Origin of the sequence: Nocardia sp. NPDC020380, assembly GCF_044386975.1 — a bacterium.
GTDB lineage: Bacteria > Actinomycetota > Actinomycetes > Mycobacteriales > Mycobacteriaceae > Nocardia.
Genome location: NZ_JBIRVQ010000032.1, coordinates 1 through 26,396, shown reverse-complemented (window position 1 = coordinate 26,396; position 26,396 = coordinate 1). Strand labels below are relative to the sequence as shown.

The window sequence follows — 26,396 nt, the reverse complement described above, 5'->3', positions numbered from 1 at the left end:
TTTGAGGGCGCGGTTGCCGGTGGGGTCGATGCCGACGCGGTAGCCGTAGAGGCCGTCGCGGCGCGACCCGTAGCGTTCGTAGACCGCGACCTCGACGCCGGCTTGGTTCAGTCCGTGTGCCAGGCACATGCCGCCGGTGCCGCCGCCGATGATGAGGACTCGCATGAAAACCACTTTCTTGATTGTCATTCTTGTTGCTGATCAAGTCATTGAGGATCGAAAACCGAGATGATCGGCCGTCGAAGAACAAAATCCGCGAACACAGCTGACTGCGGCACCGCCACCATCACGCCGGAGTCGATGCTTTCCTCGCTCTCGAGGCTCATTCTCGAGTCAGGGGGAGTGTGGCAATGTCCACTGGCAGCCGGCTGACACTCCGCCGCCGAATCTGTTAATAGGGCAACCGCATCGAGGTTGCCCTGCGCCGGCACAGCACTGAGGCGTCTTGCTGCCGAAGATGTCGCTGCCCTACTACTGAACCCAGCAGCACATCAGCGACGCACAGCGGCCCGTCTGCTGAATACGCCTGGCGTGGCGTGGGATCGGACGGCCAGGATTCGCCGTGACTTACCGGCGTCTCAACGAGATCGCGAACACTGCCGCCACCAACAGCGGCCACAGCCACCAGGGATTGAATCCCAGGTGCACGAGCGTGGCGGTTATGGCAAGCCCGGCGGCTACACCGATGGCGACGACCAGGTCGTCGCCCACGATGAAGTCGCGAAAGAACGCGAGAAACGCTCTGAGCCCGTTCATGATTCGGCCTCCGTACTCCGCGCTGCCGCGGCTCGGATTCGCCGGAGCACCACCGCCGCGGTGATCGCGGTGGCGCCAACAACCGGTACCAGCACCAGTAGCGCCGCGTCCGCGTGCGGCCATTGCACGCCTGCGCCCTCGCCAGACCAGAACAGCCCGAACGCGGTGAGCATCACGCCCACAACGAATTTCATGGTTTTCTCCGGAACACGCGCCAGTGGCGCGCGTACTGCGACACCGACGAGCGCGACGGCCGCGACCGCGATCGCGGCGCCGAGCCCGGCCAGTGGCAGGTCGTGCTGGTTCGCGCCGAAGGTGAGGACGATGAACACCACTTCGAGTCCCTCCAGCAACACCCCCTTGAACGACAGCGTGAACCCATACCAGTCCTCGACGATGCCGCGCGTTCCGATCGGCGCTGATGCGGCCGTGGCGAGTTCACGGCGGTAGGCGGCGTCCTCGTCATGGAGTGCTTTGTACCCCGAGGCGCGCAGCACGGCTTTACGTAACCACTGCAGCCCGAAGTTCAGCAGCAGGGCCCCCACCACCAGGCGCAATCCCGTCAGTGGGATGAAACGGATCGCCGGGCCGAGTATCGCGACCACAACAGCGAGAGTCAGCGCGCCCGCGCCCAGACCCTGCATGGCCGCACGCCATCCGCGGCTGGTCCCCGCGGCCAGCACGATGGTCAGCGCCTCGACAGCCTCCACTGCACAGGCCAGGAATACGGTGACCACAAGGGCATAACTGCCACCGCTCATCGGCCACCGCCGGTGCGGCGAGCCGAATTCGGGTCGGAGTTCATGCGGCCTTCTCGATCGAGGGTTCCAGAGGATTCCTGGCGTGAGCGACCCCGGGGTTGGGCGAGGTGCACCGAAGCGTGGATGCGGGCAGCTGAACGATATTGCAGGATCAGGATTCTCGGTGGTGGTTTGCGGTGGGCAGCGCCGTAGCCGGGGGCTTGTCATTCGCCTCGCTCGCGTCGAGCGTGAGCATGGGCTTCGCCGAGGCGGTGGAAGTCGTGGGACCTACTGGGGATTCGCCGATTTCGGCGAGCGGGTCCTGCGCGCGGGCCGCGAGATGGACACCGAAACCTTCGTCGACCTGTTCGCGCCGGACGGCTACATCGAATGGCCCTTCCAGCCGGCGGGCATCCCGGGCCGCGTGGAGGGCCGCGAGGGTATCCGCGCGTTCATGACCGGCCAGGGCGCGGGCCTGGTCAGGTTCGAGGAGTATCGCAACACGGTCGTCCACGAGACCGTCGACCCGCAGGTGGTGATCGTCGAATACGACGTCCACGGCACCGTAATCCCCACGGGCGCACCGTTTCACCAAACCATCATCGCGGTACTCCGGATCAGGGACGGCCTCGTGGTCTCCTACCGCGACTACCTCAACCCGCTGATACTGGCCGAGGTCCTGGCGAGCGCCGGCAACGCCTGACCCAGCAGTTCTCGGTCGGCCTGCCGGAGCCGGCCGTCGAGGATCGGGTCGGTACGGTCCGCCCCCGCCACGCCGGGTCTGACGCGCCGCATCGCGTGGCGCACAATGGTTTTGTGACGACATGGCCGCACGAGCGCCCGCACGCGGTGGTGGCACTGGCGCTGCCGGGAGTGGTTGCCTTCGATCTTGCGACCGCCGCGCAGGTCTTCGGATTCCGTGACGAGGCGAAGCGTTATTCGTTCACCGTGTGCGGGCTGAGTCCGGGCCCCGTCCCGACCTCGACCGGTTTCGACATCGAGGCGGCGGCTGGGCTCGCGGCATTGGCGAAGGCCGACACCGTGATCGTGCCCGGTTTCTACCCGACCGTGGATCCGGATGCCGCGGTCCGCGCCGCGCTGCGGTCGGCCCATGACCGTGGCGCACGCGTGGCCTCGGTGTGCCTGGGCGCGTTCGCGCTTGCCGCCACCGGTCTGCTCGACGGCCGCCGAGCGACCACGCACTGGCGTGAGGCCGACGAATTCCGCCGGCGCTATCCGAGCGTGTGGCTCGACCCGGACGTGCTGTTCGTCGACGGTGGAACCATCCTGACCGGGGCGGGCCAGTCGGCGAGCATCGACTTCTATATTCACCTCGTGCGCACGGACTTCGGTGCGGAGGCCGCCGACGCGGTGGCGCGCCGCATGGTCGTCGCCGCCCACCGAGCCGGAGATCAGGCTCAGGACCCCCGCCGGGACGTGCGGAACGACTCCGATCACCTTGCCCGCACGCTGGAATGGGCGATCGAGCGGCTGCATCAGCCGCTGTCGCTGACCGACCTGGCCCGGCGGGCGGGCATGCCCGCCCGCACGTTCTCCCGCCGGTTCCGCGAACGAGCAGGCATGACGCCGATGCGGTGGCTGTCCTGGCAGCGGGTGCTGGAAGCACAGCGGCTGCTGGAGAAGACCGACCTGCCGGTGGATCACATCGCCGAACGATGCGGGCTGGGTACGGCCGGCAATCTGCGCTTGCACATGGCGCGCGAACTGGGTACCACACCAACCGATTACCGCCGCGCCCATCGTGTCCCGGTGGCGCAACTCTGACGACAGGTGGCCGGATCCTGACGATCGCGACCCGACTGGACAGCGACAGTTGGTACATGTCCAACTTCGATGAGCTGCTCGAGAACAACAAGCGTTTCGCCGCAACGGATTTCAAGGATCATCTGCCCGAGATCCCGTTCCTCCCCAATCGGCAGGTCTATGTATTGACCTGTATAGACCCTCGCGTCGACCCCGCCGCCGTCCTGGGTCTGCGGCTCGGGGACGCGATCGTGGCGCGGACCGTCGGCGGCCGGGCCAACCCGTCGTTTCTCGATGATCTCGCCTGGATCAGCTACCTGCACGAGACCCTGACACCCGACGCGGACTGGTTCGAGATCGCCGTCATTCACCACACCGACTGCGGTTCGGCCCTGATGGCCGACGACAAGCTGAACCACGACTTCACCCAGCGCGGCTTCGAGGAGGAGATGCTGCGGGCGACCGCGGTCACCGATCCCGCCGTCACGGTCTCCGGACGCCTCACCCTGGTCGTACCGCCGAGTTCGAGGGACCGATAATCCGGAGTTCAGGCGGTTGCACCGGTGCTGAAGATCGGCCCGCAGACTTCGGTTCGCCATTGTTTCTCGTCGGCGAGCCCCGTGCGGCCGATTCGATCACTCCACCATCAGAGCGGTCGATAGCTGCACCGTCACGATCTGGCCGACGAGGTGTACTTCTTGATCGAGACCCTGCGCTGAGTTCGGGCACCTGGCTCCCACTGCTCGGCTGACTCCCACCAGAACGTGGCTCTTTGTTGCCCCGTTGCCAGGTCAGCGGGATTGGTGTGTTCGCATTGCCGTTTCGATCAACTGCTGGGCGTCTTCGCGGTACACGGCCTGGCCGGACAGGATGTCGAAGGTTTTCGTGTGCAACGCGATCTGTTCCGGGTCGTCGAGGATGATTTCTCCGCCGACCAGTTCGGTCGAGGCCTGCGAATCGTCATGAAGGACGAATCCCGTTCCGGGTGCGCGGTATTCGGCGTCCAACGGCACGATTCCGAGGCTGACAGAGGGTTTGTGCATCACATCGAGCAGGTGCGCCAGTTGCTCGGTCATGATGTCGTGGGTGCCGACAGTTCGGCGCAGGGCTGCTTCACCGATCAGGAACCAGAACTCGTGGCCCTCCTGATCCAGGACCCGTTGGCGTTGCATGCGTGTCTTGGTGACCTCGTCCACGTCATCGGGGACACCGAGCACGCTGATACAAGCGCTGAGCACCGCTCGAGCGTATCGCTCGGTTTGCACCAGCCCGATGATCAACTCCGGCTGCCAGGTGCGGTTGAGCCGGATGCGGGCCTCCTCGTCGAGGATGGTTCGTTGCAAGGGGGCAAGTCCTGTGGCGCAGGTTCGCTGCCAGGGCGTGTACTGCATCTGTTCCACCTCGCGTGTATGCCGGTCGTGATGCGAATTATTAGATCGTAAGACGCTGGGCAGCAGCATGTTTCGAATTCGCTTCACCTGCGCTACAGGTCGGTAGAGGGACCGCGCCGAGGATGACGGTGGGGGAGTAGCCATGAGAGCGAAGGTGCCCAGCATCTTTATACGGATTCATTCCTGTCAGTGGCTTTGAATTCGGTTGCGACGCTGCGAGGTTGGTTCTTATCACGATGGGTGCGGGATTGGGTGACCATAGTTCTGCGGGCCATGATGCCGGGGGCGGTCGGCCCAGGCGCGCCGGGCTGGTCAGGGCAGTATTGATGCAAACTGTGCGAGTTCGAAGTTGGATATCTCACCCCGAGAGCGGGCCTGGGTGGTGAGATTTCGGGGATCTCTCGTTGCGCGGCAATAACTCTCGCGCCTGAACTGTGGGGGATCGGTTAGGGTCGACCTTGGTGACGAAGTGCAGACTGGCACGTCGGTTGGATTGGGAGTTTGTTGTGGGTTCGTTGTTCGCGGTGTTCTTGCCGCTTGCGTTGGCGTTGGTGATGTTCGGTCTGGGTTTGACGTTGACCAGGGCCGATTTCGTGCGGGTGCTGCGGTATCCGAAGGCGACGGTGGTGGCGCTGGTGTGCCAGATGGTCGTGATGCCGGCGGTGTGTCTGGGCTTGGTCTATCTGTTCCGGCTCGAAGGCGCTCTGGCGGCGGGTATGTTGCTGCTCGCGGCGTCACCTGGTGGGCCCTCGGCGAATCTGTTCAGTCACGTCGCCGGCGGCAATGTGGCGTTGAACATCACGCTGACGGCCGTGAATTCGGTGCTGGCGGTATTCACCCTGCCGTTGTGGGTGGGGTTGTCGTATGCGCTGTTCCTCGATGGCGGCGCCGGAATTGGTTTGCGCCCCGACAAATTCGCGCAAGTTTTCGCGATCATGCTGGTGCCGGTGGCGCTGGGCATGTGGGTGCATCACCGCTTTCCCGACTGGTCGCAGCGCATGCGCGGCGGGGTGAAGGTGGCATCGATCGTAGTGTTGGCGCTGGTGGTCGTCGGGGCGGTAGCGCGCGACTTCCACACTCTCACCGCCCATATCGGTGCGCTGTCGGCGGTATGCCTGTCGCTGGCGATCATCGGCTTGGCGGTCGGCTACTACGCGCCGCGATTGTTCGGAATCGACAACGATCAGGCCATCGCCGCGGCCATGGAGATCGGAATCCACAACGGCGCGTTGGCCATTACGGTGGCCACCTCGGTGCTGCACAGTACGGCGCTGGCGGTGCCGGGGGCGGTGTACGGGGTCCTGATGAATGTGCCTGCCGCGGTGGCGGCGTCGCTGTTCGCCCGCCGCAATCGGCCTGCGCCGGTGCCTGCTGCCGTGTGAGGGCGGGCCCGGGGGAATGGTTGCCGGTGCGTGGCTCGAACAGTAGTTCGGAAGGGTACGACGGTCCTGTCGCCCGGGAATTCCGGCGTCCCACGGTGAGTTGGCAGCAGCGTGACTGTGGAATTTTCCGATGAGCTGAAGAAGTACGTGGATTCCGGCAGAGCCTTCGTCACGGTGGCCACAATCGGTGGTGACGGGCAGCCGCACCTGACCATCACCTGGCTCGACCGCGACGGCAGTGATCTGCTGTACTCGACCACCGTGTCGCGCCAGCAGTACAAGAACATGCAGCGCGATCCCCGGGTGACGGTGATGATCAACCCACCCGACAACCCCTACGCCTACGCCGAGGTCCGCGGCACGGTCACCCTGACCCCCGACCCCGAGATGGTGTTCGCCGACCACATGTCGATCAAATACACCGGAAAGCAGTACACCGACTTCAACCCCGCATCCGTCAACGACGCCGAACGCGTCATCGTGCGCATCACACCCACCAAGGTGCTCGGGTACCTCTGAAATCTTCTGGGCCCTGTGACGCCGAATATGGGTGCGAAAGACCAGCAGCCCCAACTGATGACACATCGAGTCGCTCGCGGATACACGGCCGCAGTCCCGGCATGATCGGTCTAATGCCTATCGAGTCCGGCCCCGCTGGAGAGTCTGAACCTCCTCCGGGGTTCGCCCCCCAGTGTCGTGTTCCGCCGACCGGTGGGGTTCCGAGTATTGGACGAAGGAGACCTCACCGAATATTGGAACACCTACAGCCAGCCCAACGGCTGGTTGTAGGAAGTTCTTCGAGGCGGATGGCTCGATCTGGAACGGCAGCGCCCCTACTTCTTCTCCGGTGAACGCGAGGTGCTTCGCGAGTACTTCGTGGTCGACGAGGACTGCATCAATGTGCTCGCGTGGGGGCCACCCGAGATCATCGACCTAGGAACCGATGGCGCCAGCGTGCAGACCTCGATCGGCAACCGGATCGAAGTGAACGGCGCGGCCGCCGACGCCGGACGATTCGACACGATCGTGATCCCGGGCAGCGAACTGCCACCCACCCGATTCGTCACCGCCGAGGTCCTCGCCGCCGCCTGCGCCCTCTCGGCGAAAACGCGTCGGCTCGTATCGATCTGCAGCGGTGCGTTCGTCCTGGCCGAACTCGGACTGCTCGACGGCAGGCAGGCCACCACCCACTGGAAGTTCACGCGTGAACTGGCCCACCGATACCCGAAGGCCGACGTCCAGCCCGACGCCATCTTCGTCCGCGACGGAAACCTCTACACCTCAGCCGGAGTCGTGGCCGGCGTCGATGTGGCACTCGCGCTCGTGGAGGAGGACCACGGACCCGACATCGCACGCCGGGTCGCACAATCCTTGGTCGTCTACATGCAGCGACCCGGCGGGCAATCGCAATTCTCGGCCTCACTCAGCGGCCCCGCCCCACGCAGCGCCCTGGTCCGACGAGCAGTGGACCTCATCTGTGCGGACCCGGCATACCCGCACACCGTGCAAACCCTGGCCGCACACGCACAAGTCAGCCCCCGTCACCTCACCCGCCTGTTCCGTTCGGAACTGGAACGCTCACCCGCCGAATACCTCGGATTCGTCCGCTTCTGCACCGCGCGCGACCTCCTGCACGCCGGCCACTCCGTCACCGAAGCAGCCATCACCGCCGGATACGGCAACAGCGAAGCCCTGCGCCGGGCCTTCGTTGCCCGCCTGGGCATCTCACCGAGCAAATACCAGCAGCGCTTCCGATCCACCGGCTCGGCAGTGGTATCGGAGGACGAAGAGGTACGGGCCGTGTCCTGATCAGGCACTGCGAACGACTGTGATTCGAAAGGGCTGGGTCAGCGGCGTCGTCTTTTGGCTTTGCCGGACTTGCGTTTCCTGCGAGCCTTGGCTTTGCGGGCCTCGAGCATCCGGATCTCGTCCTGCTCACGCATTTTCCGCATGCGCCTCCGCTCCAGAGGGCGCAACCAAGAGTCCGGTCGGCGCACACCCACCACACACAGGACCGCGCCGATGCCGAGCAGCCACATCGGCCAAGCCTGGTAATAGACAACGAAGTCGAATATGTAGCCGCCGGTCCACCAGCACAGCGCCCATATAAAGTAAATCCAGCTTCTGGGATACCTCACGGGCTCCCCCTCCCGTACAGGCGTACCGCTTCCCAATGTAGGCGCGGGAACGGCGACACGGTGCCCCCGGGAGTCGGGGCTGCACGCCTGCGCGACAGCGGATTACTGTGCCGGTTCTATTCACCTGCCGGCCCCACTAGGCCGGCTCCCGAAACCGATTGGGCGGCAAGACGGCATGCACATCTTGCCACCTTCGGCAACTCGGCGATCACAGCGGTTTCTCAGCGCGGGGCTGACAGGCTGGGCGCGTGAGAGAACCTGTGACAGTGGCCGTTTCGCCTGCGCGGACGCTGCTGAGCAAAGTACCGGAGATCACCGCCCTGTTCTGGGCGATCAAGATCCTCTCCACCGGGATGGGGGAGACCTTCTCGGACTTCCTGGTCAACACCCTGCCGCCGGAAGCCGCGGTCGGCGGCGGCCTGCTGTTACTGGGCCTGAGCCTGTGGCTGCAATTCCGCGCACCGGCCTACCGGGTGTGGACGTATTGGACCGCGGTGGTGATGGTGAGCATCGTGGGCACCATGTTCGCCGACATTGTCGATTTCGTGGTCGGCATTCCGCTGCCGATATCCACTGTCGTATTCGCGGCACTTCTCGCGGGCATCTTGGCGCTGTGGTATCGGAGCGAGAAAACCCTGTCGGTGCACAGCATTACGACTCGCCGCCGCGAGGCTTACTACTGGGCCACCGTCATGACCACCTTCGCCCTCGGAACCGTCGCCGGAGACCTGACCGCCGCAACCCTGCATCTGGGTTATCTCCCTTCGGCAATCCTGTTCGGCGTCGCCATTGCGGTACCCGCCATCGCCCACCGCTGGTTCGGGATGGGAGCGGTCGCGGCGTTCTGGTCGGCCTACGTCGTGACCCGCCCGCTCGGTGCATCGGTCACGGACTGGCTGGCTTCGTCTCGCTCGGACGGCCTGGGCCTCGGAACGGGCTGGGTCTCCCTCGCGGTCACAATTCCCATGCTCGCCGGCATCGCGATACTCGCTCGCCAAGCGAAATCGACTGCGCAGGAATTCATCTCACCGCTGGCCGATTGATCCGGCCGCTGCAACAATGACGGGATGTCCGAGTCCGCCCAGAACGCATTCGTCGTTGGGCTATCCCTTTCCCGGAGCGGCGATTTCGAATCCGCCCGCGGCGCACTGATCACCTCCATGCTGGCCGGCGACCCGGAATGGTCACCCCGGGCCGCAGGCCTGCTCGGAGAACTGTTCCTGCAGCGCAACGACTTCGCCGAAGCCGAACCGGTCCTGCGCAGGGCGGTCGAGGCCCACCATCCGGAATGGTCGCCCAGCGCCGGACTCGCACTCGGCATCGCACTCGCCGGCCGAGGCGATGCCGCAGGAGCGGAACAGGCCTACAGGGCCGTCATCGCCACCGGACACCGCGACCACGCACCGAATGCCTGGTTCAACCTCGGCACCCTCTACCAACAGCGGCACGCACCAGAGCAGGCGGTCGCGGGGTATCGGTCCGCGATCGAGTTGGGACATCCCGAGATCGGCCCGAAGGCAATGGTCAACCTGGGCTTCGTCCTCTTCAACGACCTGCACGACACAGCGGGAGCCGTGGCCGCCTTCCAAGCGGCAGTCGACTCCGGACACCCGCAGCAGGCGGGCTTGGCCAGGACAAACCTCAAAGCCATCCAGCAACTGGCCGCCCAGACCAAACAAACCTACGAGGCGACCACCGACGATGTCGACGTCTCCACCGGCCACGGCGAGGGCGACCTCCACTGGAAGACCTGGCACCCGAAGAACGATTGACACCAGCGATGGCAATCGGGTGCCGGGACTAGGCGGCTGATTTGAGGAGTTCGGCTGTGGCGTCCCACAGTCGGGCTTCGCGGTCGGGATCGCTCGCGAAGGGCTGCACCTCGCGTTCCTTGTCCTTGACCACGAAGGCGCCGTCGTGCAGGTGCGCCCAGCGGTCATCGAGCACGATCGAGGCGAGTGCCGGGCCGGAACTATCCGGTGAGGAGACACCGGGAAGTCGGCCGATGGCCTGTCCGATTCGCTGGGCAGCTGCGCCGTGGCCTCTCATCAGACCGGTGCCCGGCATGAAACCCGGTTCGAAGACCGTGACGTTCACGCCTGCCGGCGCGTGGCGCTGCAGCTCGTGGGCGTAGTAGAGGATCGCGAGTTTGGAGTTGGAGTACGCGGTTCCGCTGAGCTTCAGCGTGGCCGGCACGTCCGCGGCGGTGGGGCGGGACAGCTCGATCGGGTCGCGCCAATCGGCCGGTGCTACCGACAGCATGCGGCGGAAGATGTTCTCGTAGTACGTGTTCGAACCCAGCAGGACGATACGGCCCGGGGCGGTGAACGAGTCGAGCAGATCGCCGATGAGCTGCGCATGCGCGAGGTAGTTGACGGCGAAGGTGAGTCCGTAGCCATCGGCTGACGCCGTGTGGGTGTCAGCGGTCGAGAGACCGGCGTTGGCCACCACACCGTGCAGCGGGCGCACCGCGCCGTCGTTCAGGAGTTCCCGGACCTGCTGCGCGGCAGCACGAACGTCGGACAGCCGAGCCAGGTCGCAGCCGATCTCGCGCACTACTGCGCCGGCCATGCGGGCCTCCGCGGCCACTTCGGTCAGTGCTCGACCGGCCCTGCCGACCAGCAGGAGATCGGGGCGTTCGCCGACCGGGCGGTTGGCCATCGACATCGTCGCGGCACGGCCCAGTCCGCCGGTCGGCCCGGTGATCAACACGGTGCCGGATGCGATCGAGTTCATGATTCTCCGTTCGTCGTTCTGCCGTTGGACGCCGGTCGTGTCCGGCGGACCTCGTAGTTCGAGTCTCGGCCGGAGCGGGCCGGTCAGGCAGTCGTCCGGTTTTCGTAGGACTGCCAGGGCCAGGACAACCCCGATCCGGGTCGGGCACAGTGGAGAAATGGACTCATGGGAGTTCGGTACGACGGTACGCCGCTGGCGTGACCGGGTGCGGCCGGGCAACGTCGGCATCGGGGCCGGCGGACGGCGACGCGCGGTGGGGCTACGCCGCGAAGAGCTCGCCGGGCTGGCCGGGATCTCGGTCGACTATCTGACCAGGCTCGAACAGGGCCGGGCCACCTCGCCCTCGGTGCAGGTCGTGGAGGCGCTCGCGCGGGCATTGCGCGTTTCCGACGCTGAACGGGACCTGCTTTTCCGGCTGGCCGGACACGTCACGCCAGGACCTGGCGTCGTCTCGTCGCGCATCACACCGAGCGTGCAGCGCCTGCTCGATCGGCTGGCGAACACTCCGGTCGCTGTGTACGACGCCACATGGACGCTCGTCGTGGCCAATGCGCCCTACGACGCGCTGATGGGGCACACGACGAGTTGGCGTGGGCTCGAACGAAACAGCCTGTGGCGCAACCTCGTCGGTCCGGGAACGCGCGCGGTCCACACCCGGGAGGAACAAGCCGAATTCGAGGCTCGACTGGTCGCCGACCTGCGGCTGACCGCTGCCCGCTATCCCGCCGATAGGCGGCTGAAACAGCTGATCCGCGACCTTTCCAGGCAGAGCCCGCGCTTCGTCGAGCTCTGGGAAGCCGGTACCGCTGAGATACATCAGGATTACGGGCGGCACAAGGTCATCGACCATCCCGACGTCGGGCGCATCACCCTGGACTGCGACACGCTCCTCGTTGCCGCCGATGATCTGCGCATCATGATGTACACCGTGGAACCCGAGACAGCCGACGCCGAACGGCTAGCGCTCGCAATCGTTCTCGGCAACCAGTCACTGATCGATCAGTGACCGGTCGCCGCCTACCTGTAGTGAGCGGTCTACTTCACCTCGGCGGGAAAGTCAGGGTAGAGGGTCACCTGCGGGCGGGTGCCGGCCCACTCGCGCACCCAGGGCCCGATGGGTCCGTAGATGTCCGCGGAAACCATTTCCGCACACTCGAACACCTGCTCGAGCAACTTCTCACCCCGCTCGTTGTGCGCCATGGCCGCGTCCGAGTCCACATACTCCTCGATCACCACATAGCTGCCGGGCGTGGTGGAAAACCAGCGATAGGTGAGGGTTTCGGGCTCCTCGAGCGCCTGCGCGCGCAGCGCGAGCGCAGCTTCCTCGAACTCGGCCTGACGGCCATCGTGGACATCGAATCGAACTCGCACGAAAAAGCTCATGACCCCATTTGATCATGTACCGGCTAACAGATTGAGCCCGCAGTTCCAGCGGGATAGCCGGGTGATGCCGCGTTTTCGGTGAGGAATTCGGTAAGCAGCGTACGTAGAGCAGGCAGGCCGTCGACGGGAACGATGTGGCCGCAGTCGGGGATGACGTGGCTGGTCAGGTCGTCGGAGAATGGTCGGAGTTGCCGGGCGAGTGCGTCGCCGACCGGATGAGCGCCGATAGCGAGAGTCGGCACCCGCAATCGTGTTGTAGCGGCGGCGGTTTCGATCTGGCGTGCGGTCTCGGGGAGAGCGCGATAATGCAGGAAGGCCGCACGCAGCGCATCGGTGTTGGTGTAGGCGGAGATGAAGGCTGCGTGCAGCTCGGTGGGCAGTCCGCGGCCGAGGGTGCCCGTGGTCAGAAACCAGTCGATGTAGGCGGATTCGTGGCCGGCCAGGACGGTCTCGGCCAAGCCTGGGACCGCGTGGAAGCCGAACCACCACGGCGGCCCCGCGCGCAGAAAGTCCTCGGCGCCGGGTAGCCGACCCAGCAACCCCTCCATGAGGATCAACTGCCGAACCCGCTCCGGATGCCCCATCGCCATTAAGAACGCCGGTGCCGCACCGACATCGATACCGGCGACCACCGCGTCGGGCTCCTCCAGTGCATCGAGCAGCCCGACCGCATCGGCCGCCAGATTCGCGCCGTCATAGCCGCCGGCAGGCCGATCACTGGCACCGAGCCCGCGCAGATCCGGTGCGATTACCCGATACGCCGGCGCCAACGCATCCATCACCCCGCGCCACAGCTGCCAAGTGTGCGGAAAGCCATGCAGCAGCAAGACCGCCGGTCCCGAACCGGCAACGGCGACATTGATGCCGATGCCGTTCACCGATACGCGCCGCAGTGAAACCTCGGACAGTGACTGAGTCATGATCGCCCCTCCTGGTTACTATTAGTGACTACATGAAGGTAAGAAACCTTCACGCATCAGCCAAGACGGCACTTTCGACTCAGGTGGTGAGGTCCAGGTGACTACCCGGCCCGCAGTCCGGCGCGGAGATCTCTTCGACCCGGCCTGCCCAACCCGGCGACTGCTCGACCGCATCGGCACCAAATGGGTGTCCATGGTCGTCAAACTCCTCGCCGAAGCCGACCCGCACGAGGTCCGCTTCGCCGAACTACAACGCCGCATGCCGGGCGTATCCCAGAAAATGCTCTCGGTGACACTGCAACAACTCATCCGCGACGGCCTGATCGCCCGCCGCGTCGAACCCACCGTCCCACCCAAGGTCCACTACCGGCTGACCGACCTGGGCCTGTCGCTCGAGGTTCCACTCTCAGCGCTGCGCGCCTGGGCCGAGGAGAACATGGCGACGATCGACGAATCGTCCACCCCGCAATAGTCATTCGGCTGCGTCATGATCTTCGCCCCGCACATCGCGGCGCGATGTACTACGGTCGCGTCGTGAATGGTCGGGAGCACGCCTCGTCAGGTTCGGCGCACAGCGAGCGCGGGTTGGAGCGGTTGGTCTTCTTCAGTGACGCGGTGGTGGCCATCGCGATCACCTTGATTGCCTTGCCGTTGGTCGACAGTGCGCGCGACGTGCGGGATTCCGGCGCTTCGAAGTTCTTGGCGGACAACACCTATGCGCTGACTGCGGCCGGGATCAGCTTCGTGATCATCAGCGCGTTCTGGCGCGACCACCATCGCTTGTTCGAGCGCGCCACCGGATATACCCCGCTGTTGATCCGGGTGAACATGCTGTGGCTGCTGGCGATGGTCGCCATCCCGGTTACGACCGTGCTCGACGTCTATACTCGCCGCAACGATCGCCTGGCCATCGGAATCTATATCGGCGTCATCGTTTTCGCGATGGTCATCGCACGAGTCGAAGAACTGCTGCTCTACCGGAGCGGTCTGCTGACCAACAGGGCCGACCTGACACCCGCGGATTTGGCCAGCCACCGGATCACCGTCGCCGCTGCGGTCCTGGCATTGGTCATAGCCGTCGCACTGCCACACGTCGGAATGTGGTCCCTGCTGATTCTGGTGGTGACAGGGCCGCTGCCGGGTGCGGCGCGGCGCCGCTGGGGTACACGCGGCACCGAGGCAAGTTGATTCGATGGCGACCGTCGCGGCGAATTGAACTATGCGACTTGATGATTCGCGATACCGCCGGGCAGGGGGATTGGAACCGGCGGCATCGACGACATCGCCGATCAGCGGGAGTGGACGATCGGCGAGCCAGGCCGCTGCAGGCGGGCACCCGGACCGCGACCTTTTGCCATAGTAGACCCGAATGTCCTTGAGTAAGTGGACGATTCACATCCATGTGGTTGCCAACATGTGAACGGTGCCCGGTCGGAAAGAGTGAACCGGCTTGACGTGAAGGCGGTCAGTCGGTGGTGCGCAGGCCCGCGAGGGTGATCGACAGGTAGTTGTCGGCGCGTGGGCCGGGGTCGCCGTCACCCAGGCGGGCGGCGTAGATGATTCCGCATACCAAGCGGCGGAAGTCGTCGGCGTCGACATCGGTGCGAATATGGCCGTCCTGGCGAGTGCGGTCGAGGATTGCATCGGCGATGGTCGCGAGGGCGTATTTGAGCTGGGTGGTTTGCGTGTCAGCATCGTTCGCCGCGCCCAGTACCTCGGCCAAGGCCGCGTCTGCAAGCAGATGGGAGATCGTGGCGCGGGTGAGCCGCTGCAGGCTGTTCCAGGGATCGGAGTCGGTCGCGGCGTCCTCGGCCTCGCCTACGAGTGCGGTGAGCCGATCGGTGACCACCGCCTCCAGTAGGTGCCGAGGGGTGGGGAAGTGCCGATACACGGTGCCGACGCCGACGGACGCGCGCCGCGCTATCTCGTTGAGCATCAAGGACATATCGCCGTCATCGACCGCTGCGCGCGCGGCCTCGAGTACCTGATCCCTGTTGCGGGCGGCATCCGCACGCAACCGCGGCTGCTGGACTCTGCTGCTCATCGCTCGATCATAGCCAAGCGGATCACTCATCCAATCGGATACATCATCCGTTTAGTGTTATGGTCTGTCTAAGCGGATAAGTAATCCGCTTAGATCGTTTGGAGGATCAGCCATGAAGCAGAAAGCGATCATCACCGCCGGTACCGGCGGCATCGGCCTGGAAACCGCTGTGGGACTGGCCGCAGCCGGTTTCGAGGTCACGGTGATCGGGCGGGACGGCGAACGCGGCGCCCACGCGATCGAGCGCATAAATGCCGGAGCGACAGCACATTCCGCGCGTTTCCTCAGCGCCGACCTCGCGTCACTCGCCGCGGTCCGCGCGCTCGCCGATCGCATCGTCGCCGAGGGACCCTTGACCGTACTGGTCAACAATGTCGGGGCCATGTTCGCCGATCGCCAGGACACGATAGACGGAATCGAAGCCAGTTTCGCGGTCAACCACCTCTCGCCCTACCTGCTGACCGAACTCCTGCTGCCGGCATTGCGGGCCGGCGCGCCCAGCCGGATCGTGAATGTGACCTCGGGTGCGGTCCGCGTCGCCAAGCGCTCCTTCGAAGCCGTCGAACCGCCCGGCGGCTACTACGGCTTCCACTGGTACGGCCGCGCCAAGCTAGCCAACCTCGCCTACACACTGGAACTGGCTGCGCGCCTGGACGGTTCAGGAATCTCGGTCTTCGCCGCCGACCCCGGCGGCGCCGCCACCGCCATGACCGACGGCACCATGCGTCACCCAAAGATCGTGTCCCCGGCACTACGCCTGGCCTGGCCACTGGTCGCGCGGAAATTCGCCCGCTCGACCTCGGGCCCAGCCTCGGTCGCGGCGCAACCGTCGATCTTCGCCGCCACCGACGCCTCACTCACGGGCCGCACCGGGATCGTCATCGGACCCGAAGCCCAGCCGATCCCACCGTTCCGGCCGGCGACCGATCCACGTATCGCCGCCGCTGTCACCCGCCTCAGCGAGCGCCTCGCGCCTTTGTCGTCCCCGGTCGGACGATAGCGTCGATTGACCGTGACCGGCTGGTCTCCGCCGAGGCCAGATGAGCATCAAACCAGGCAGGCGTCGAGAAAGGCGCCGGCACCCGAGCGCATCTGGTTGTCCGGTCGTGTCTCTCGATCGGCTGCGATCATCAGCCGCTGGGCAACCTCTTCCTCGATCGATTCGTAGGCTGCGAGGAACAGCGCGTCCTTGTCCGCGAAATGGTGGTAGAGGGCGCCGCGAGTGACCTCGGCGCGAGCGTCCACGTCACCGGTGGAAGTGGCTTCGCTGTGCTGCGGCGTATCCGATGCCGCTCGCGCCCCCCCCGGTCACGACAGCGACTTTGCCCTCGAATCGCCGCTGTGCGGTCACCATTCGATGAATCCCTCCGCCCGCCGCCACACTGTGAGCGCGCCGGCGTGGATGGCAGGGAACTCTGCAAAGAGCTTGTAGTACTCGTCGAGCCCGTCGGTGCTGGGCCACGAGTCGAATACGAGGACCTCCGAGTCCGGGACGGGGTGATCAACGCGCTGCCCGTGGGCCCAGCGGGCGTTGGACGACGGACGATCGGAGACCGTGTCGCGCTGATGCCGGTACAGGGTGTGCGATAGCTGCCCTCGGCGTCGCGCAGGTTGTAGCTGTTCGGAGATCGAGTCGGCGAAATCCGGATTCGGCTCCGCTCCAACGGATACCGGTGCGCGAAAGAAGGCGGAGATGACCGTGTCGAGTTCTTCCGGTATCGGCACGTGATAGTCCGATCCATCGGGTGCCCGGTGCCACTCGGATTCCTCCCTGGACGAGAACAACCGGTCGCCGGCTTGCTGGGCGAACGGGTTGCCGAAGAAGTTCTCCATACCCCCTGCGCTGGTCCACAGATCGACGAACAGAAGTTGGTGTCGACTGTCCTCGTCGGCGCCGACGAGGACGGCATGGCTGATATCTCCCAGGCCACGACCGTGATGCTCTGCGGCGTAATGCGACTCGCGCGCGGGCGGCACCAGCATCTGGTGGGATCATTGCCGGCGGTCATGCATATCCAGGCCGCAGACGGTCGGCTGTCACCGGAAACCGCCGATCTCGTGGCGATGATCGCGCGGGAATCGTGTTCTCGGCGTCCGGGTGCCGAGGCGATGCTGCGACGCCTCACCGAAATCCTGTTCATCCACATGATCCGTGCATGGGTGGAACAACAGCCGGTTGACAATCGAAATTGGTTGCGGGGCTTGAACGATCCCGCGATAGGCCACACGCTGAGCCTGATTCATCGTGCGCCCGAGCGGCAATGGACCGTGAACGAACTCGCCCTGTCGGTTGCCTTGTCGCGCTCACGGTTCGCTTCGAGGTTCACCGAGTTGATGGGCGAATCACCCATCAACTACGCCGCGCAATGGCGCATGCAGCACGCCGCGCGTCTGCTGCGAACCGGCGCAACCGTTTCCGCGGTCGCCGGCAGACTCGGCTATACCTCCGAAGTGGCCTTCCGCAAGGCCTTCGCTCGCCAACTCGGGGTTCCTCCAGGCGCATACCGACGGTCGGGTGAACTCGATGATCTGGGCGGGGCGGTTACCCGAGTTCAACAGACATGAGGGCCTTGGCGGTTCGATACCGCCAAGGCCCCATGTCTGCGCGGCTATCCGAGCAGGCCGATGGCGCTCTTCTCGATGTCTTGCAGCACCGTGTATGCGGTTTCGAGAGCGTCCGGCTCGATGCCTTCGATGGCTGCGTCGGTGGCAGCACGTGCGCTCGTGAAGACCTTCGCGAATCGTGCCGTGCCCTCTTCGGTCATTTCGATCATGGTGGTTCCGTCGACGGAGTTGCGTCGAACGTAGCCGGCGGTCTCGGCGTGCTGGATTGTCTTGCGCGCGTCGCCTTCCGGCAGATCGACGCGCTGCGCGAGCTCACGCAGCACGTCGTCGATGGCCAGCGCGGTGGTCTGCTGCCTGAGCAACACGCACAGCATCCACGTCGGCAGGTCCAGGTCGTATTCGGTCACCGACTGGTCGAACAGTTTGCCTACCTGACGATGCGTTTCACCGAGTTGCTGTCCGAAGCCGCGGCGGGGCGCCACATTCTCTGTCATCTCAGATCCTCTCAAAAAGGTGGTGCTGCCAATGATGGCAAGTCCAATGATATAAGAGTTTGTTGGCTGAGCCAACTAAATTTGGGCTTCTCGGCGTTGAATCACCGGCCGTCGGTGCCGCATCGGTTTCACGAAGAAGACGGTGACGAGCAGGCGCGGCGCGTACAGCCCGGTGGCTACGACGAAGGCCGCCGAATAGCCTTGTGTGAGTCCACCTTTGGTGGAGTGCATGGCGATGGCGTGGCTGGTGGCGGTGGCGGCCGCAGTGGTCAGCGCGGCCAGCCCCACCTTACTAGATGGACTGTCCAATGATGGTGCAGGCCAACGATACTTGGATTTGATGGCCTTGCCAATGAGTCGGGTAATCTGGAGTCATGGACAACTCGGTGAAGCCGACCCCCGCCCGGCTGCGGGCCCTGCCCAGCTGGGTGATCAACCAGGCGGCACTGACCGCCAATCGGCTGACCGACCGGGTGTTCGCGGATATGGGTTCCAGGCGCTACAACTTCGCGATGCTGGCCGCACTCGACGAATTCGGTCCGTCGAGCCAAGCCGACCTGGGCCGATGCACCGGGATCGATCGCAGCGATGTCGTTGCGGCGGTCAGTGAACTGGTGGAACAGGGTTACCTCGACCGCAGCCCCGATCCCACCGACGGCCGCCGCAACATCGTCACGCTCACCCCTGCAGGCAAACAACACCTCGAACGACTCGACGCCCACCTCACCCACGCTCAAAGTCACCTGATGCGCAGTCTTTCACCCGCCGAAGCGAAAACCGTCGTCGAGCTGCTGGCCAGGGTCCTCGACGAGCACTGACCGGCGGCACCGTCAGGCGGCGTTACCGCGCCACGTCGCTCGGTCGGGCAACCAGGGTGGTCTCGATCTGCCGCAAGGTTGTGATGGTGGCATCGATTTCGTCGGGATCGGCCACGGCCTCGTGCAGGAGGCTGCTCCACAGTTCACGCAGCCGCTGCAGGTTTTCTTGTGCTTTTTCGGTGGGGTAGAGCCGGACCCGCCGCGCATCGTGCGCATCGACTTCGCGACGCACGAAGCCTGCCTGCTCCAGGCGGCGCACCGCCCGGCTGAAGTTACTCGAGATCAACTGCGTTGCCTCGGCGGCCGCGCTGGCCGTCGTGCCCGGGTTCCGGTCGATATAACGCATCACCGCTCCCTCGAGCGGTGTTCCGGATGCGGCTCCGGCTTCTTTCGACGCCTCGATGTGACGGCCCACCGCCAGGATCAGGTCGGCGAGCTCGAACAGCCTCGATGTCTGTTCCTCGTCCATTTCAGAGATCGAGGCCGAAGAGCGCTACGGCATTGGCGGAGGAGAACTTTCGCCGATCTTCATCGGAGGCGAAATGACTGAGGAAGGTGGCGATCTCGTCCTGGGTCGGGTGCTGGAACGGGTAGTCGGTGGAGAAGACCAGCCGGTCGATGGAGGTGACCGACAGGGCGTGCTGCAGCAGTGCGGGGTTCAGCATGCCGGAAGAGGTGATGTAGAAGTTCGTGCGGATGTAGTCCGAGACCGACCGTTGCAGGCCGGCCACGCGGGAGAGGCTGTTTGCCCGGTCCAGCCAGAACAGCAGCATCTCACCCCAGTGTCCGAGGACCAGCTGCAACTCCGGGTGCCGGTCGAAGGTGCCGCTCAGGATGAGCCTGAGGGCCGCCGTCGCGGCGTCCAGGTGCCAGCCCCATCCGAAGGTGGCGAGGCCGAGACTGGTGATCGTGTCGAAGCCGCGATAGGAGGCGTCACGCACTGCGTCGGAGGGGATCTGCGGATGGAGAAACACTGGCTGGCCGAGCTGTGCGGCAGCGGCGAAGAAATCCTCGTAGGCCGGGTCGTCGAGGAAACGGTCGCCGGAACGGCCGTAGACCATCGTGCCGACGTGGCCTTGCCCGGCAGCGCGGACGAGCTCGTCGGCCACGCGTTCCGGAGCCGACATCGGCAGGGTCGACAGCGACCGGAATCGGGTCGGGTACTTCTCGACGGCCGCGCTCGCCATGTCGTTGGCGGCGCGGCTGAGATCCACGGCCTGTTCGGGTGGTAGCGGATGCGTCCCGGGCGGCGTCAGGGCGAGAATCGAGACGTCGATTCCTTGCGTGTCCATCGCGGCGATCCGGCCGTCGCTCAAGTCCTCCAGCCGCTGCCGGTGATCGCCCATCTCGTTGAAGGCGAGGCTCTCGTCCGGGTGAGGTACACCGTTGAGAGCGGATGTCAGCTCCGATGAGATCCAGTGTTCCTCGATGGCGATGAGAGGCATGATCCTCCGTCCGATCCCAATAGGTATCAAATGACAGCTAATCTAGTGCCGCCAGTGATGCCTGTCAAATGATATCAATCAGATGACAGTCAAACTGGATCCCGGAGGTGACCCAAGCAGTCGTAACTATTACTGTTACGGTCGAATGGAAGGTGGTGATGCCATGACCCACAACGCGGCGTTCCGGATCCAAAAGAACCGAGCCCGTTGGACATTCGTCGACCCGGCCGGAGCGCAATTCGTCAGCGTCGGTGTGGCGCACGCAGACGAGACCAACCTGATGTACCCGCACAATCTGCACCTGTGGCGCGAGCGCTACGGAAGCAAAGAGGCCTGGGTACGCGACGGCTTGGAAACAGATTTGCGCGCGTGGGGCTTCAACACGATCAGCGCGACCGAGGAAGTCGTGTCTGGACGCGTCCTCGCCGCCGCGGGCACCCCGGTCGACATCGCGCACAGCAGCGGGTGGCCGGCGCCCGATTACCTGATGGCGCAGTTGCCGTTCTGTGTGCCCCTGCGGCCGTTGGAAATCGAGTCCTGGAACGGATTTCCCGCCTACCGTGATGTCGAGTCGCCGGATTTCGCCGAATACTGCGACTATCTCGCCCGCCGCTACGTGCTACCTCACGCGGGCAACCCACTTCTGCTCGGATACGTCCTCACCGATGCCCCACGCTGGCAAAACCATCCGTCCGGGGCCGGCTTCATCGATTCGGATTCCCCTGATCGCCTGTACGAGCTGGCCCAGGCCTACTACCGTGCCGTCACCACCGCCATCCGCCGCTACGACCCGCACCATCTGATCCTCGGCGACCGCTACGGTGTCGTGGCCGGGATGCCCGAACCGGTGCTCGCGGCGGCGGCACCCTACGTCGATGCCTGGTCGGTACAAGTCTTCACCGGCGCCGACGCGGGAAAACTCCAGCAGGCCCTCGACACCTTCGACGGCCTCTACGAACAGACCGGGAAGCCGATCCTGATCGCCGACACCGGAAACTGGTGCGCCACACCGACAAGTCCCCACCGCGCCTCCGACATCCCCGACCAACGCGGCCGAGCCACCCACTACCAGCGAACGATCACGGCCTACGCCTCTCGCCCGTGGCTACTCGGCTGGCACTGGTGTGGCTACCTGGAGAATCCAGCGCGAGGCGTCGGCATGAAGGATCCCAGCGACGAGCCTTACCTCGAATTCACCGAGCCCGTCACCGAATTCAACCAGGCCACCACCGCAGACCTGGGGCACGGCGTTCTGCTGCTCGACTGATTCGGCGCTCAGAGCCCAGGGATTGCGGGTGCAATCCTGTCCCCGCCGATGTAGGGCACAGGCGGGTGGAGCTTCCTGTCCAGCTTTGGTGAGTGCAATTGTTGCATAGTGCCATTGTTACTGGTAGTTTGGGCATACGCCCAGGGCGATCGTCCAATGCGGGAGGTCCGGTGGTCACGGCAGCCGAGCAGGGTCGCGAGACTCGCGCCCGCCTCATGGCGGCGGCGGTGGATCTCGTCGCCGAGCACGGCTGGGGTGCGGTCACCACGCGGCTGGTCGCCGAGCGGGCCGGGGTGCGACCGGGCCTGGTGCACTACCACTTCTCCTCGATCACCGACCTGCTGATCGACGCGTCGGTACACACTGCCCGGCACGAGTACGAGTCGGTGAACACGGCCGTGCTGGCCGTGCCGGGAGCGGATGCGATGCGCGGGATGCTCGCCGCCATCGCCGCCTACACCGCTGCTGATCCGGTCACGGTGGCGATGACGGAGATGATGCTGGCCGCCACGCGCCATGAGCGGTTGCGGGTGGAACTGGGACGGCTGGCGGCGGACGGACGGGCGGCGATGGCGCAATGGTTCCGCGACAACAGCACGGTGGCTGATCCGGAAGCGACGGCCGTCGTGATCGTGGCCCTGCTCGACGGGCTGATTCTGCACCGGATGATCGACCCGGGTTCGGCGAGGTCGAACTCGAGGACGCCACGGTCATCACCTCGACCCCGTCGGACGGGCTTGCCGCGCAACTGCGTTCGATACCCGGCGTGACTGCTGTCGAGCCTGCCTCACTGATGCCGGTTACGCTGTCGGCCGGTGGGCGCTCGTATTCGACCACGCTGAACGGGCTGACACCGGAGACCGTGATGCACGGATTCCGCACTCCTGGCGGCGGTACCCGGCACCTCCCCGAGACCGGCATTCTCATCGGTGCGTCGATAGCGCACAAGCTCGGCGTCTCGGTCGGTGAAACAATCACTGTCACAACGAGTCTCGGTACGGTTCGGGTAGAGCGGCTGGCGGGCCTGATCGACGAGCCGCTCGGCGCCTTCGCCTACGCGACCGAGACCACCGCGACCGACCTCGGCGGGGCGAGTCTGCACGGATATCTGCTGCGGTTCGCCGCGGGATACGATCGGAATACCTTGCGCGCCAGCGTGACTGACACTCCCGGTGTGGTCGCTTGCAGTGATGCTCGCGCTGTGCAGGACCAGATCGACAAATTCCTGGGACTGTTCTGGGTGTTCATCGCCACCATGCTCGTCTTCGGCGCCGTGCTCGCATTCACTGTCATCTACGTGACCATGACGGTCAACCTGGCCGAACGCACCACCGAACTGGCTACCTTGCGGGCGGCGGGAGTACCGGTCCACAGATTGTCCGCCGCCCTCGCGGCCGAGAACCTGACCGCAACCCTGCTGGCCGTCCCGCTCGGGCTGATCGCCGGATACTTCGCCGCCTGGGCGTTGCTGCGCTCGTTCACCAGTGACATGTTCACCTTCGGACTGTCCTTCGGCCTCGCCGCCCCCGTACTGGCTGTCCTCGCGGTGCTGGCCGTGGCTGCACTGTCGCAACTGCCCGCGGCCCGCCTGGTCGGACGGATCGATATCGCCCACGTCGTCCGTGAACGAGCCCTATAGCCGACCCGAAACAACCTCGGTATCAAAGGAGTTCACTATGAACACACCCAGCCGCAGCGCCGAGTTCGGCGCGCGAGCACTACGCACCCGATGGGTGGTCCGCGCCCCGATCGGCCTCTACCGTGCCGGTCTCGGATTCCTCTTCGGTTCCCGGCTACTGATGCTGCAGCACACCGGCCGCCGCTCCGGAGCCCGCCGCTACGTGGTCCTCGAGGTGGTCGATCATCCCGCACCCGCGGAGTACATCGTGGTGTCCGGATTCGGCACCGCGGCCCAGTGGTATCGCAACGTCACCGCGAACCCTCACGTTCACGTCTCTACCGGCATCCACCGCAACGTGCCCGCTGCGGCGACACCGATGACGGCCGAGGAATCCAGTCAGGCGCTCGACCACTACATCGAGCGCCATCCCCGGGCTTGGAACAAGCTGCGCGGCACGATCGAGGCGGCCACCGGAACGCCTGTGGGCGTGCTGCCCATGGTGCGACTGCACATGGGGTAGTGACGTCGGGAAGAACAGGCGCCGTCGAGATCGGTTGCGCTGCGGTCAGATCTGATAGCTGTCGAGGCCGGGGTGGGGCTCGCCGCCCGCGGTGGTGAACGCGGTGAGCGCGCGCACCAGGCCGGTTCGATCGGCTTCGGGCATCTGCTGTACGACCGAGGCGATCTCGCGGCGGCGATGGCTGGTCACCCGGTCCACGACGCGATGGCCCAGGGTGGTCAGCTCGATGATGAGCTCGCGGCGCGAGTCCGGATTCGGCTCCCGATTCACCAGGCCCGCGGAGACCAACCGGTCGATCATGCGCGCCGCGGTGGAAGGCTGTACGCCCAGCGCCGTGGACAAGGCGACCACCTTCGACGGCCCGCGGGTGGACAGGATCACCAGCATCCGAAACTGCGGGATGGTGAGGGACTCGTCGACGAGCGCGATCGAGCGCGCGGACAACGCGACCAGCAGCCGGGAAGCCGCCAGCAGTGCGTCGGTGATCTCATCGGCCGATTCGCCGATCACCGCGTCCTTCGCCATGGTGTTCCACCTCCGAGAGACTTCGTGTTCTGTATAACTATCGTGCCGTGTCTGCCCGTGATGGGTGTTTCCGCCTCGCGGTCGGCGTGGAATGCCGTGTCGGTGGCGCGTCCCGGGCGGTGGTAGCGCCGACACGGTGTGGCTGGCCGATCGCCGCGATCGGGTCCGGCATACTGCGGCGATGGCGGCCTCGTGGAGTCGGGTCTGGCTCGGCCTCGTCACTCAGGCGGCCGCCGTCGGCGCGGCCGCGGCCCTGGCCGCGGTGTTCTTCCGCTGGCTCATCCTCTGCTGCACCCTGGCGTTCACCGGTCAGGCCGGATACGGATCGCACGGCCGGATGCCGACTGATCATTGGCCGTGGCTCGGTGGCTTGTTCCTGGTATCGGCGCCAGTGCTGGCCGGCTCGGTCTACGGCCCGCTGACCGCGTGGCTGGTGCGGGAGAACAGTGGTGTCCGGATGCGGCAGGCCACCTATCGGGTCGATACCGGTGACAGGCCCGCCGGGGTCGGCAGGGCATTGGTGAAGGCGCTGGCGGCGGCACTGTGCATCGGCGGGGGCGGTTCGGTGGGCCGGACCGGCCCGATCGTGCAGGTGGGGGCGGCATTCGGTGGCGGGTTCGCCCGTTTGGCCAGGGTACGTCCGGAGCGCATGCGGCTGCTGATCGCGGCGGGTGCGGCCGGTGGGCTGGCCGCCAGTTTCCACGCCCCGCTGGCGGGAGCGTGCTTCGCCCTCGAGATCGTGCTGGACACCCTGGCCGCCGAGGCGTTCGCTGCCGCGCTGTCGGCCGCGCTGACCGCGGCCGCCGTGAGCGGCCTGCTGCTCGGTGACGCCCGGTTGTTCCGCGCGATCGACATTCCCGCGGCGGGTGCGGCCAACTATGGGCTCTACGCAGTCACCGGTGCGGTGACAGGTTTGCTCGGCGTCGGGTTCTCCGCGCTGCTCCACATGATCGTCCGAGGTGGAGATCTGTTGTGGCACAACCGCGCAGAGTGGGCGCGTCCCATCGTCGGAGGCGCGGTATTGGGTGCGCTGCTGTTGGCGGTGCCGCCGCTGTACGGGGTGGGTGTCCCGGTGATCAGCGCCGGAGTGGATGGACGGTATGCGGTCGGCATGCTGGTCGTGTTGATGTTGGGAAAGATGCTGGCGACCGGTCTGACACTGGGCATCGGCGGGTACGGCGGGGTGTTCATGCCGACCCTGTTCGTCGGGGCGATGGGGGGAGAAGCGCTGGGGGAGTTGATATCCCGGCTGCTTCCGGGTGTCGCGGGCGCGCCGGGCCACTATGCGCTGATCGGGATGAGCGCGGCCCTGATCGGCGCGACTCGGGCTCCGATCACCGCGGTGGTGCTGTTGCTGGAACTCACCGGTGACTACGTCATGGCTTTGCCGCTGATGGTAGCCGCGGTACCGGCCGTTGCGGTGAGCATGCTGCGTTCGTCGAGGTCACCGTATATCGGGGTGCTGCTGCGCAGCATTCCCTCGGCCGTGGTGCCTGACTCCGATCGTGAAGATGTGCGGTCCGGTCGCTGACCCGGCGTCGGCGTGTCGGTGTCCTTGCGCTGCCCCTGGGCGACCGACCAGTAAACACGCACACTACAATATTTGCATACTGCAAGTTTTTAGGGTGATGAGGGTTTCGAAATGGCAGCAACACAGACGCTGTCCGCCGCGCCGGCACGGCGGTGGTCGCTTCCGGTACCGGCGCGAGTTCCGGTGTGGGAATGGATGCGGGAGAGCGGCGGTGGACTGGTCGCGCTGGCCGTGGTGATCGGTGCGGGCGCGGGCGGCGGTGCGATCGTATTCCGCTGGCTGATCGTGTCTTTCACGCGATTGCTGTCCGGTCACGACGACTATTCCGCGGCGGGCCGCGTCGCCAATCCACATGT

General features: G+C 65.4%; 35 protein-coding genes and 1 pseudogene. 20 read left to right on the top strand and 16 right to left on the bottom strand.

Annotation, left to right across the window (positions count from 1 at the left end):
• The 3 genes from ACH438_RS45870 to ACH438_RS45860 all read right to left on the bottom strand — a co-directional run.
• Window positions 1-189, bottom strand: a 189-nt coding sequence (locus ACH438_RS45870; protein ID WP_397017571.1) for an FAD-dependent oxidoreductase, incomplete at its 3' end; no start/stop codon positions are given.
• A gap of 378 nt (window positions 190-567) precedes the next feature.
• The gene (locus tag ACH438_RS45865) at window positions 568-756 is read right to left on the bottom strand and encodes a hypothetical protein (RefSeq protein ID WP_397017569.1); all 189 of its coding nucleotides are present in this window, start codon (window positions 754-756) and stop codon (window positions 568-570) included.
• A complete protein-coding gene (locus ACH438_RS45860; RefSeq protein WP_397017567.1) occupies window positions 753-1,517 on the bottom strand; it encodes a COG4280 domain-containing protein in 765 nt (254 codons plus the stop codon). The genes ACH438_RS45865 and ACH438_RS45860 overlap by 4 nt, the downstream gene beginning before the upstream one ends.
• An 82-nt stretch (window positions 1,518-1,599) precedes the next feature.
• Here ACH438_RS45860 and ACH438_RS45855 point away from each other — a divergent pair, with 82 nt between their 5' ends.
• The 3 genes from ACH438_RS45855 to ACH438_RS45845 all read left to right on the top strand — a co-directional run bounded on the left by ACH438_RS45855 (window position 1,600) and on the right by ACH438_RS45845 (window position 3,799).
• Window positions 1,600-2,199 (top strand): nuclear transport factor 2 family protein, encoded by a 600-nt coding sequence (locus ACH438_RS45855; protein WP_397017565.1) that lies wholly within the window; start codon window positions 1,600-1,602, stop codon window positions 2,197-2,199.
• 113 nt (window positions 2,200-2,312) lie between these two features.
• Window positions 2,313-3,281 (top strand): GlxA family transcriptional regulator, encoded by a 969-nt coding sequence (locus ACH438_RS45850; protein WP_397017563.1) that lies wholly within the window; start codon window positions 2,313-2,315, stop codon window positions 3,279-3,281.
• Window positions 3,282-3,337: 56 nt separating this feature from the next.
• Window positions 3,338-3,799: a carbonic anhydrase gene (locus ACH438_RS45845; protein WP_397017561.1), complete on the top strand. Its 462-nt coding sequence runs from the start codon at window positions 3,338-3,340 to the stop codon at window positions 3,797-3,799.
• A 252-nt stretch (window positions 3,800-4,051) separates the two neighbouring features.
• Here ACH438_RS45845 and ACH438_RS45840 read toward each other — a convergent pair whose 3' ends face one another.
• On the bottom strand, window positions 4,052-4,720 hold the full coding sequence (locus ACH438_RS45840) for a DUF5753 domain-containing protein (protein ID WP_397017559.1): 669 nt from the start codon (window positions 4,718-4,720) through the stop codon (window positions 4,052-4,054).
• A 365-nt stretch (window positions 4,721-5,085) separates the two neighbouring features.
• Between ACH438_RS45840 and ACH438_RS45835 the strand changes: the two genes are divergently transcribed.
• From ACH438_RS45835 to ACH438_RS45825, 3 genes are all read left to right on the top strand, one after another.
• On the top strand, window positions 5,086-6,033 hold the full coding sequence (locus ACH438_RS45835; protein WP_397017557.1) for a bile acid:sodium symporter family protein: 948 nt from the start codon (window positions 5,086-5,088) through the stop codon (window positions 6,031-6,033).
• A 111-nt stretch (window positions 6,034-6,144) separates the two neighbouring features.
• Window positions 6,145-6,552: a PPOX class F420-dependent oxidoreductase gene (locus ACH438_RS45830; RefSeq protein WP_397017555.1), complete on the top strand. Its 408-nt coding sequence runs from the start codon at window positions 6,145-6,147 to the stop codon at window positions 6,550-6,552.
• A gap of 339 nt (window positions 6,553-6,891) precedes the next feature.
• Window positions 6,892-7,842 carry a GlxA family transcriptional regulator gene (locus tag ACH438_RS45825; protein ID WP_397017553.1) on the top strand — a complete coding sequence of 317 codons (951 nt, stop codon included), beginning with the start codon at window positions 6,892-6,894 and terminating at the stop codon, window positions 7,840-7,842.
• 38 nt (window positions 7,843-7,880) lie between these two features.
• Here ACH438_RS45825 and ACH438_RS45820 read toward each other — a convergent pair whose 3' ends face one another.
• Complete coding sequence (locus ACH438_RS45820) at window positions 7,881-8,171, bottom strand: hypothetical protein (RefSeq protein ID WP_397017551.1); 291 nt, start codon at window positions 8,169-8,171, stop codon at window positions 7,881-7,883.
• A 266-nt stretch (window positions 8,172-8,437) separates the two neighbouring features.
• On the opposite strand from ACH438_RS45820, the gene ACH438_RS45815 reads away from it, so the two are divergent.
• Window positions 8,438-9,214, top strand: a complete 777-nt coding sequence (locus tag ACH438_RS45815) for a hypothetical protein (protein WP_397017549.1) — start codon at window positions 8,438-8,440, stop codon at window positions 9,212-9,214.
• A 24-nt stretch (window positions 9,215-9,238) separates the two neighbouring features.
• On the top strand, window positions 9,239-9,943 hold the full coding sequence (locus ACH438_RS45810) for a tetratricopeptide repeat protein (RefSeq protein ID WP_397017547.1): 705 nt from the start codon (window positions 9,239-9,241) through the stop codon (window positions 9,941-9,943).
• Window positions 9,944-9,971: 28 nt separating this feature from the next.
• On the opposite strand, the gene ACH438_RS45805 is transcribed toward ACH438_RS45810, so the two are convergent.
• Window positions 9,972-10,907, bottom strand: a complete 936-nt coding sequence (locus ACH438_RS45805; RefSeq protein WP_397017545.1) for an SDR family NAD(P)-dependent oxidoreductase — start codon at window positions 10,905-10,907, stop codon at window positions 9,972-9,974.
• A gap of 157 nt (window positions 10,908-11,064) precedes the next feature.
• Here ACH438_RS45805 and ACH438_RS45800 point away from each other — a divergent pair, with 157 nt between their 5' ends.
• Window positions 11,065-11,913: a helix-turn-helix transcriptional regulator gene (locus ACH438_RS45800; protein ID WP_397017573.1), complete on the top strand. Its 849-nt coding sequence runs from the start codon at window positions 11,065-11,067 to the stop codon at window positions 11,911-11,913.
• Between the two features lie 29 nt (window positions 11,914-11,942).
• Here the strand turns inward: ACH438_RS45800 and ACH438_RS45795 are convergent, their stop codons facing one another.
• Window positions 11,943-12,290 (bottom strand): putative quinol monooxygenase, encoded by a 348-nt coding sequence (locus ACH438_RS45795; RefSeq protein WP_397017543.1) that lies wholly within the window; start codon window positions 12,288-12,290, stop codon window positions 11,943-11,945.
• A 23-nt stretch (window positions 12,291-12,313) separates the two neighbouring features.
• A complete protein-coding gene (locus ACH438_RS45790; RefSeq protein ID WP_397017541.1) occupies window positions 12,314-13,210 on the bottom strand; it encodes an alpha/beta fold hydrolase in 897 nt (298 codons plus the stop codon).
• Window positions 13,211-13,307: 97 nt separating this feature from the next.
• Here ACH438_RS45790 and ACH438_RS45785 point away from each other — a divergent pair, with 97 nt between their 5' ends.
• Together ACH438_RS45785 and ACH438_RS45780 are read left to right on the top strand one after the other, a co-directional pair.
• Window positions 13,308-13,682 carry a winged helix-turn-helix transcriptional regulator gene (locus tag ACH438_RS45785; protein WP_397017539.1) on the top strand — a complete coding sequence of 125 codons (375 nt, stop codon included), beginning with the start codon at window positions 13,308-13,310 and terminating at the stop codon, window positions 13,680-13,682.
• 62 nt (window positions 13,683-13,744) lie between these two features.
• Complete coding sequence (locus ACH438_RS45780) at window positions 13,745-14,398, top strand: TMEM175 family protein (protein WP_397017537.1); 654 nt, start codon at window positions 13,745-13,747, stop codon at window positions 14,396-14,398.
• A 277-nt stretch (window positions 14,399-14,675) separates the two neighbouring features.
• Here the strand turns inward: ACH438_RS45780 and ACH438_RS45775 are convergent, their stop codons facing one another.
• Window positions 14,676-15,254, bottom strand: a complete 579-nt coding sequence (locus ACH438_RS45775) for a TetR/AcrR family transcriptional regulator (protein ID WP_397017535.1) — start codon at window positions 15,252-15,254, stop codon at window positions 14,676-14,678.
• A gap of 112 nt (window positions 15,255-15,366) precedes the next feature.
• On the opposite strand from ACH438_RS45775, the gene ACH438_RS45770 reads away from it, so the two are divergent.
• On the top strand, window positions 15,367-16,254 hold the full coding sequence (locus tag ACH438_RS45770) for an SDR family NAD(P)-dependent oxidoreductase (protein ID WP_397017533.1): 888 nt from the start codon (window positions 15,367-15,369) through the stop codon (window positions 16,252-16,254).
• A gap of 47 nt (window positions 16,255-16,301) precedes the next feature.
• On the opposite strand, the gene ACH438_RS45765 is transcribed toward ACH438_RS45770, so the two are convergent.
• Both ACH438_RS45765 and ACH438_RS45760 read right to left on the bottom strand, forming a co-directional pair.
• On the bottom strand, window positions 16,302-16,499 hold the full coding sequence (locus ACH438_RS45765) for a TetR/AcrR family transcriptional regulator (RefSeq protein WP_397017531.1): 198 nt from the start codon (window positions 16,497-16,499) through the stop codon (window positions 16,302-16,304).
• A 102-nt stretch (window positions 16,500-16,601) separates the two neighbouring features.
• Entirely contained in the window at window positions 16,602-17,237 is a 636-nt protein-coding gene (locus ACH438_RS45760) for a hypothetical protein (protein ID WP_397017575.1), read from the bottom strand.
• Here ACH438_RS45760 and ACH438_RS45755 point away from each other — a divergent pair.
• Entirely contained in the window at window positions 17,163-17,819 is a 657-nt protein-coding gene (locus ACH438_RS45755; RefSeq protein ID WP_397017529.1) for an AraC family transcriptional regulator, read from the top strand. The genes ACH438_RS45760 and ACH438_RS45755 overlap by 75 nt on opposite strands.
• A 44-nt stretch (window positions 17,820-17,863) precedes the next feature.
• Here the strand turns inward: ACH438_RS45755 and ACH438_RS45750 are convergent, their stop codons facing one another.
• Window positions 17,864-18,313, bottom strand: a complete 450-nt coding sequence (locus tag ACH438_RS45750) for a MarR family winged helix-turn-helix transcriptional regulator (protein WP_397017527.1) — start codon at window positions 18,311-18,313, stop codon at window positions 17,864-17,866.
• Window positions 18,314-18,388: 75 nt separating this feature from the next.
• The gene (locus ACH438_RS45745; RefSeq protein WP_397017525.1) at window positions 18,389-18,622 is read right to left on the bottom strand and encodes a hypothetical protein; all 234 of its coding nucleotides are present in this window, start codon (window positions 18,620-18,622) and stop codon (window positions 18,389-18,391) included.
• Between the two features lie 65 nt (window positions 18,623-18,687).
• Here ACH438_RS45745 and ACH438_RS45740 point away from each other — a divergent pair, with 65 nt between their 5' ends.
• On the top strand, window positions 18,688-19,131 hold the full coding sequence (locus tag ACH438_RS45740) for a MarR family winged helix-turn-helix transcriptional regulator (RefSeq protein ID WP_397017523.1): 444 nt from the start codon (window positions 18,688-18,690) through the stop codon (window positions 19,129-19,131).
• 22 nt (window positions 19,132-19,153) lie between these two features.
• On the opposite strand, the gene ACH438_RS45735 is transcribed toward ACH438_RS45740, so the two are convergent.
• Window positions 19,154-19,600, bottom strand: a complete 447-nt coding sequence (locus ACH438_RS45735; protein WP_397017521.1) for a MarR family winged helix-turn-helix transcriptional regulator — start codon at window positions 19,598-19,600, stop codon at window positions 19,154-19,156.
• Between the two features lies 1 nt (window position 19,601).
• Window positions 19,602-20,576, bottom strand: a complete 975-nt coding sequence (locus tag ACH438_RS45730; protein ID WP_397017519.1) for an amidohydrolase family protein — start codon at window positions 20,574-20,576, stop codon at window positions 19,602-19,604.
• A gap of 163 nt (window positions 20,577-20,739) precedes the next feature.
• Between ACH438_RS45730 and ACH438_RS45725 the strand changes: the two genes are divergently transcribed.
• The 4 genes from ACH438_RS45725 (at window position 20,740) to ACH438_RS45710 (ending at window position 23,984) form a co-directional block, all read left to right on the top strand.
• Window positions 20,740-21,843, top strand: coding sequence for an agarase (locus ACH438_RS45725; protein WP_397017517.1), 1,104 nt, complete (start codon window positions 20,740-20,742; stop codon window positions 21,841-21,843).
• 170 nt (window positions 21,844-22,013) lie between these two features.
• Window positions 22,014-22,613, top strand: coding sequence for a TetR/AcrR family transcriptional regulator (locus tag ACH438_RS45720; protein WP_397017515.1), 600 nt, complete (start codon window positions 22,014-22,016; stop codon window positions 22,611-22,613).
• Window positions 22,610-23,482 (top strand): ABC transporter permease, encoded by an 873-nt coding sequence (locus tag ACH438_RS45715; RefSeq protein ID WP_397017513.1) that lies wholly within the window; start codon window positions 22,610-22,612, stop codon window positions 23,480-23,482. The genes ACH438_RS45720 and ACH438_RS45715 overlap by 4 nt, the downstream gene beginning before the upstream one ends.
• A 37-nt stretch (window positions 23,483-23,519) precedes the next feature.
• The gene (locus tag ACH438_RS45710; RefSeq protein WP_397017511.1) at window positions 23,520-23,984 is read left to right on the top strand and encodes a nitroreductase family deazaflavin-dependent oxidoreductase; all 465 of its coding nucleotides are present in this window, start codon (window positions 23,520-23,522) and stop codon (window positions 23,982-23,984) included.
• Between the two features lie 45 nt (window positions 23,985-24,029).
• Here ACH438_RS45710 and ACH438_RS45705 read toward each other — a convergent pair whose 3' ends face one another.
• Complete coding sequence (locus tag ACH438_RS45705) at window positions 24,030-24,509, bottom strand: MarR family winged helix-turn-helix transcriptional regulator (RefSeq protein WP_397017509.1); 480 nt, start codon at window positions 24,507-24,509, stop codon at window positions 24,030-24,032.
• A gap of 181 nt (window positions 24,510-24,690) precedes the next feature.
• Between ACH438_RS45705 and ACH438_RS45700 the strand changes: the two genes are divergently transcribed.
• Window positions 24,691-26,040: a chloride channel protein gene (locus ACH438_RS45700; RefSeq protein WP_397017507.1), complete on the top strand. Its 1,350-nt coding sequence runs from the start codon at window positions 24,691-24,693 to the stop codon at window positions 26,038-26,040.
• Between the two features lie 111 nt (window positions 26,041-26,151).
• Window positions 26,152-26,396 (top strand): annotated as a pseudogene (locus ACH438_RS45695) (hypothetical protein); the annotation flags it as partial.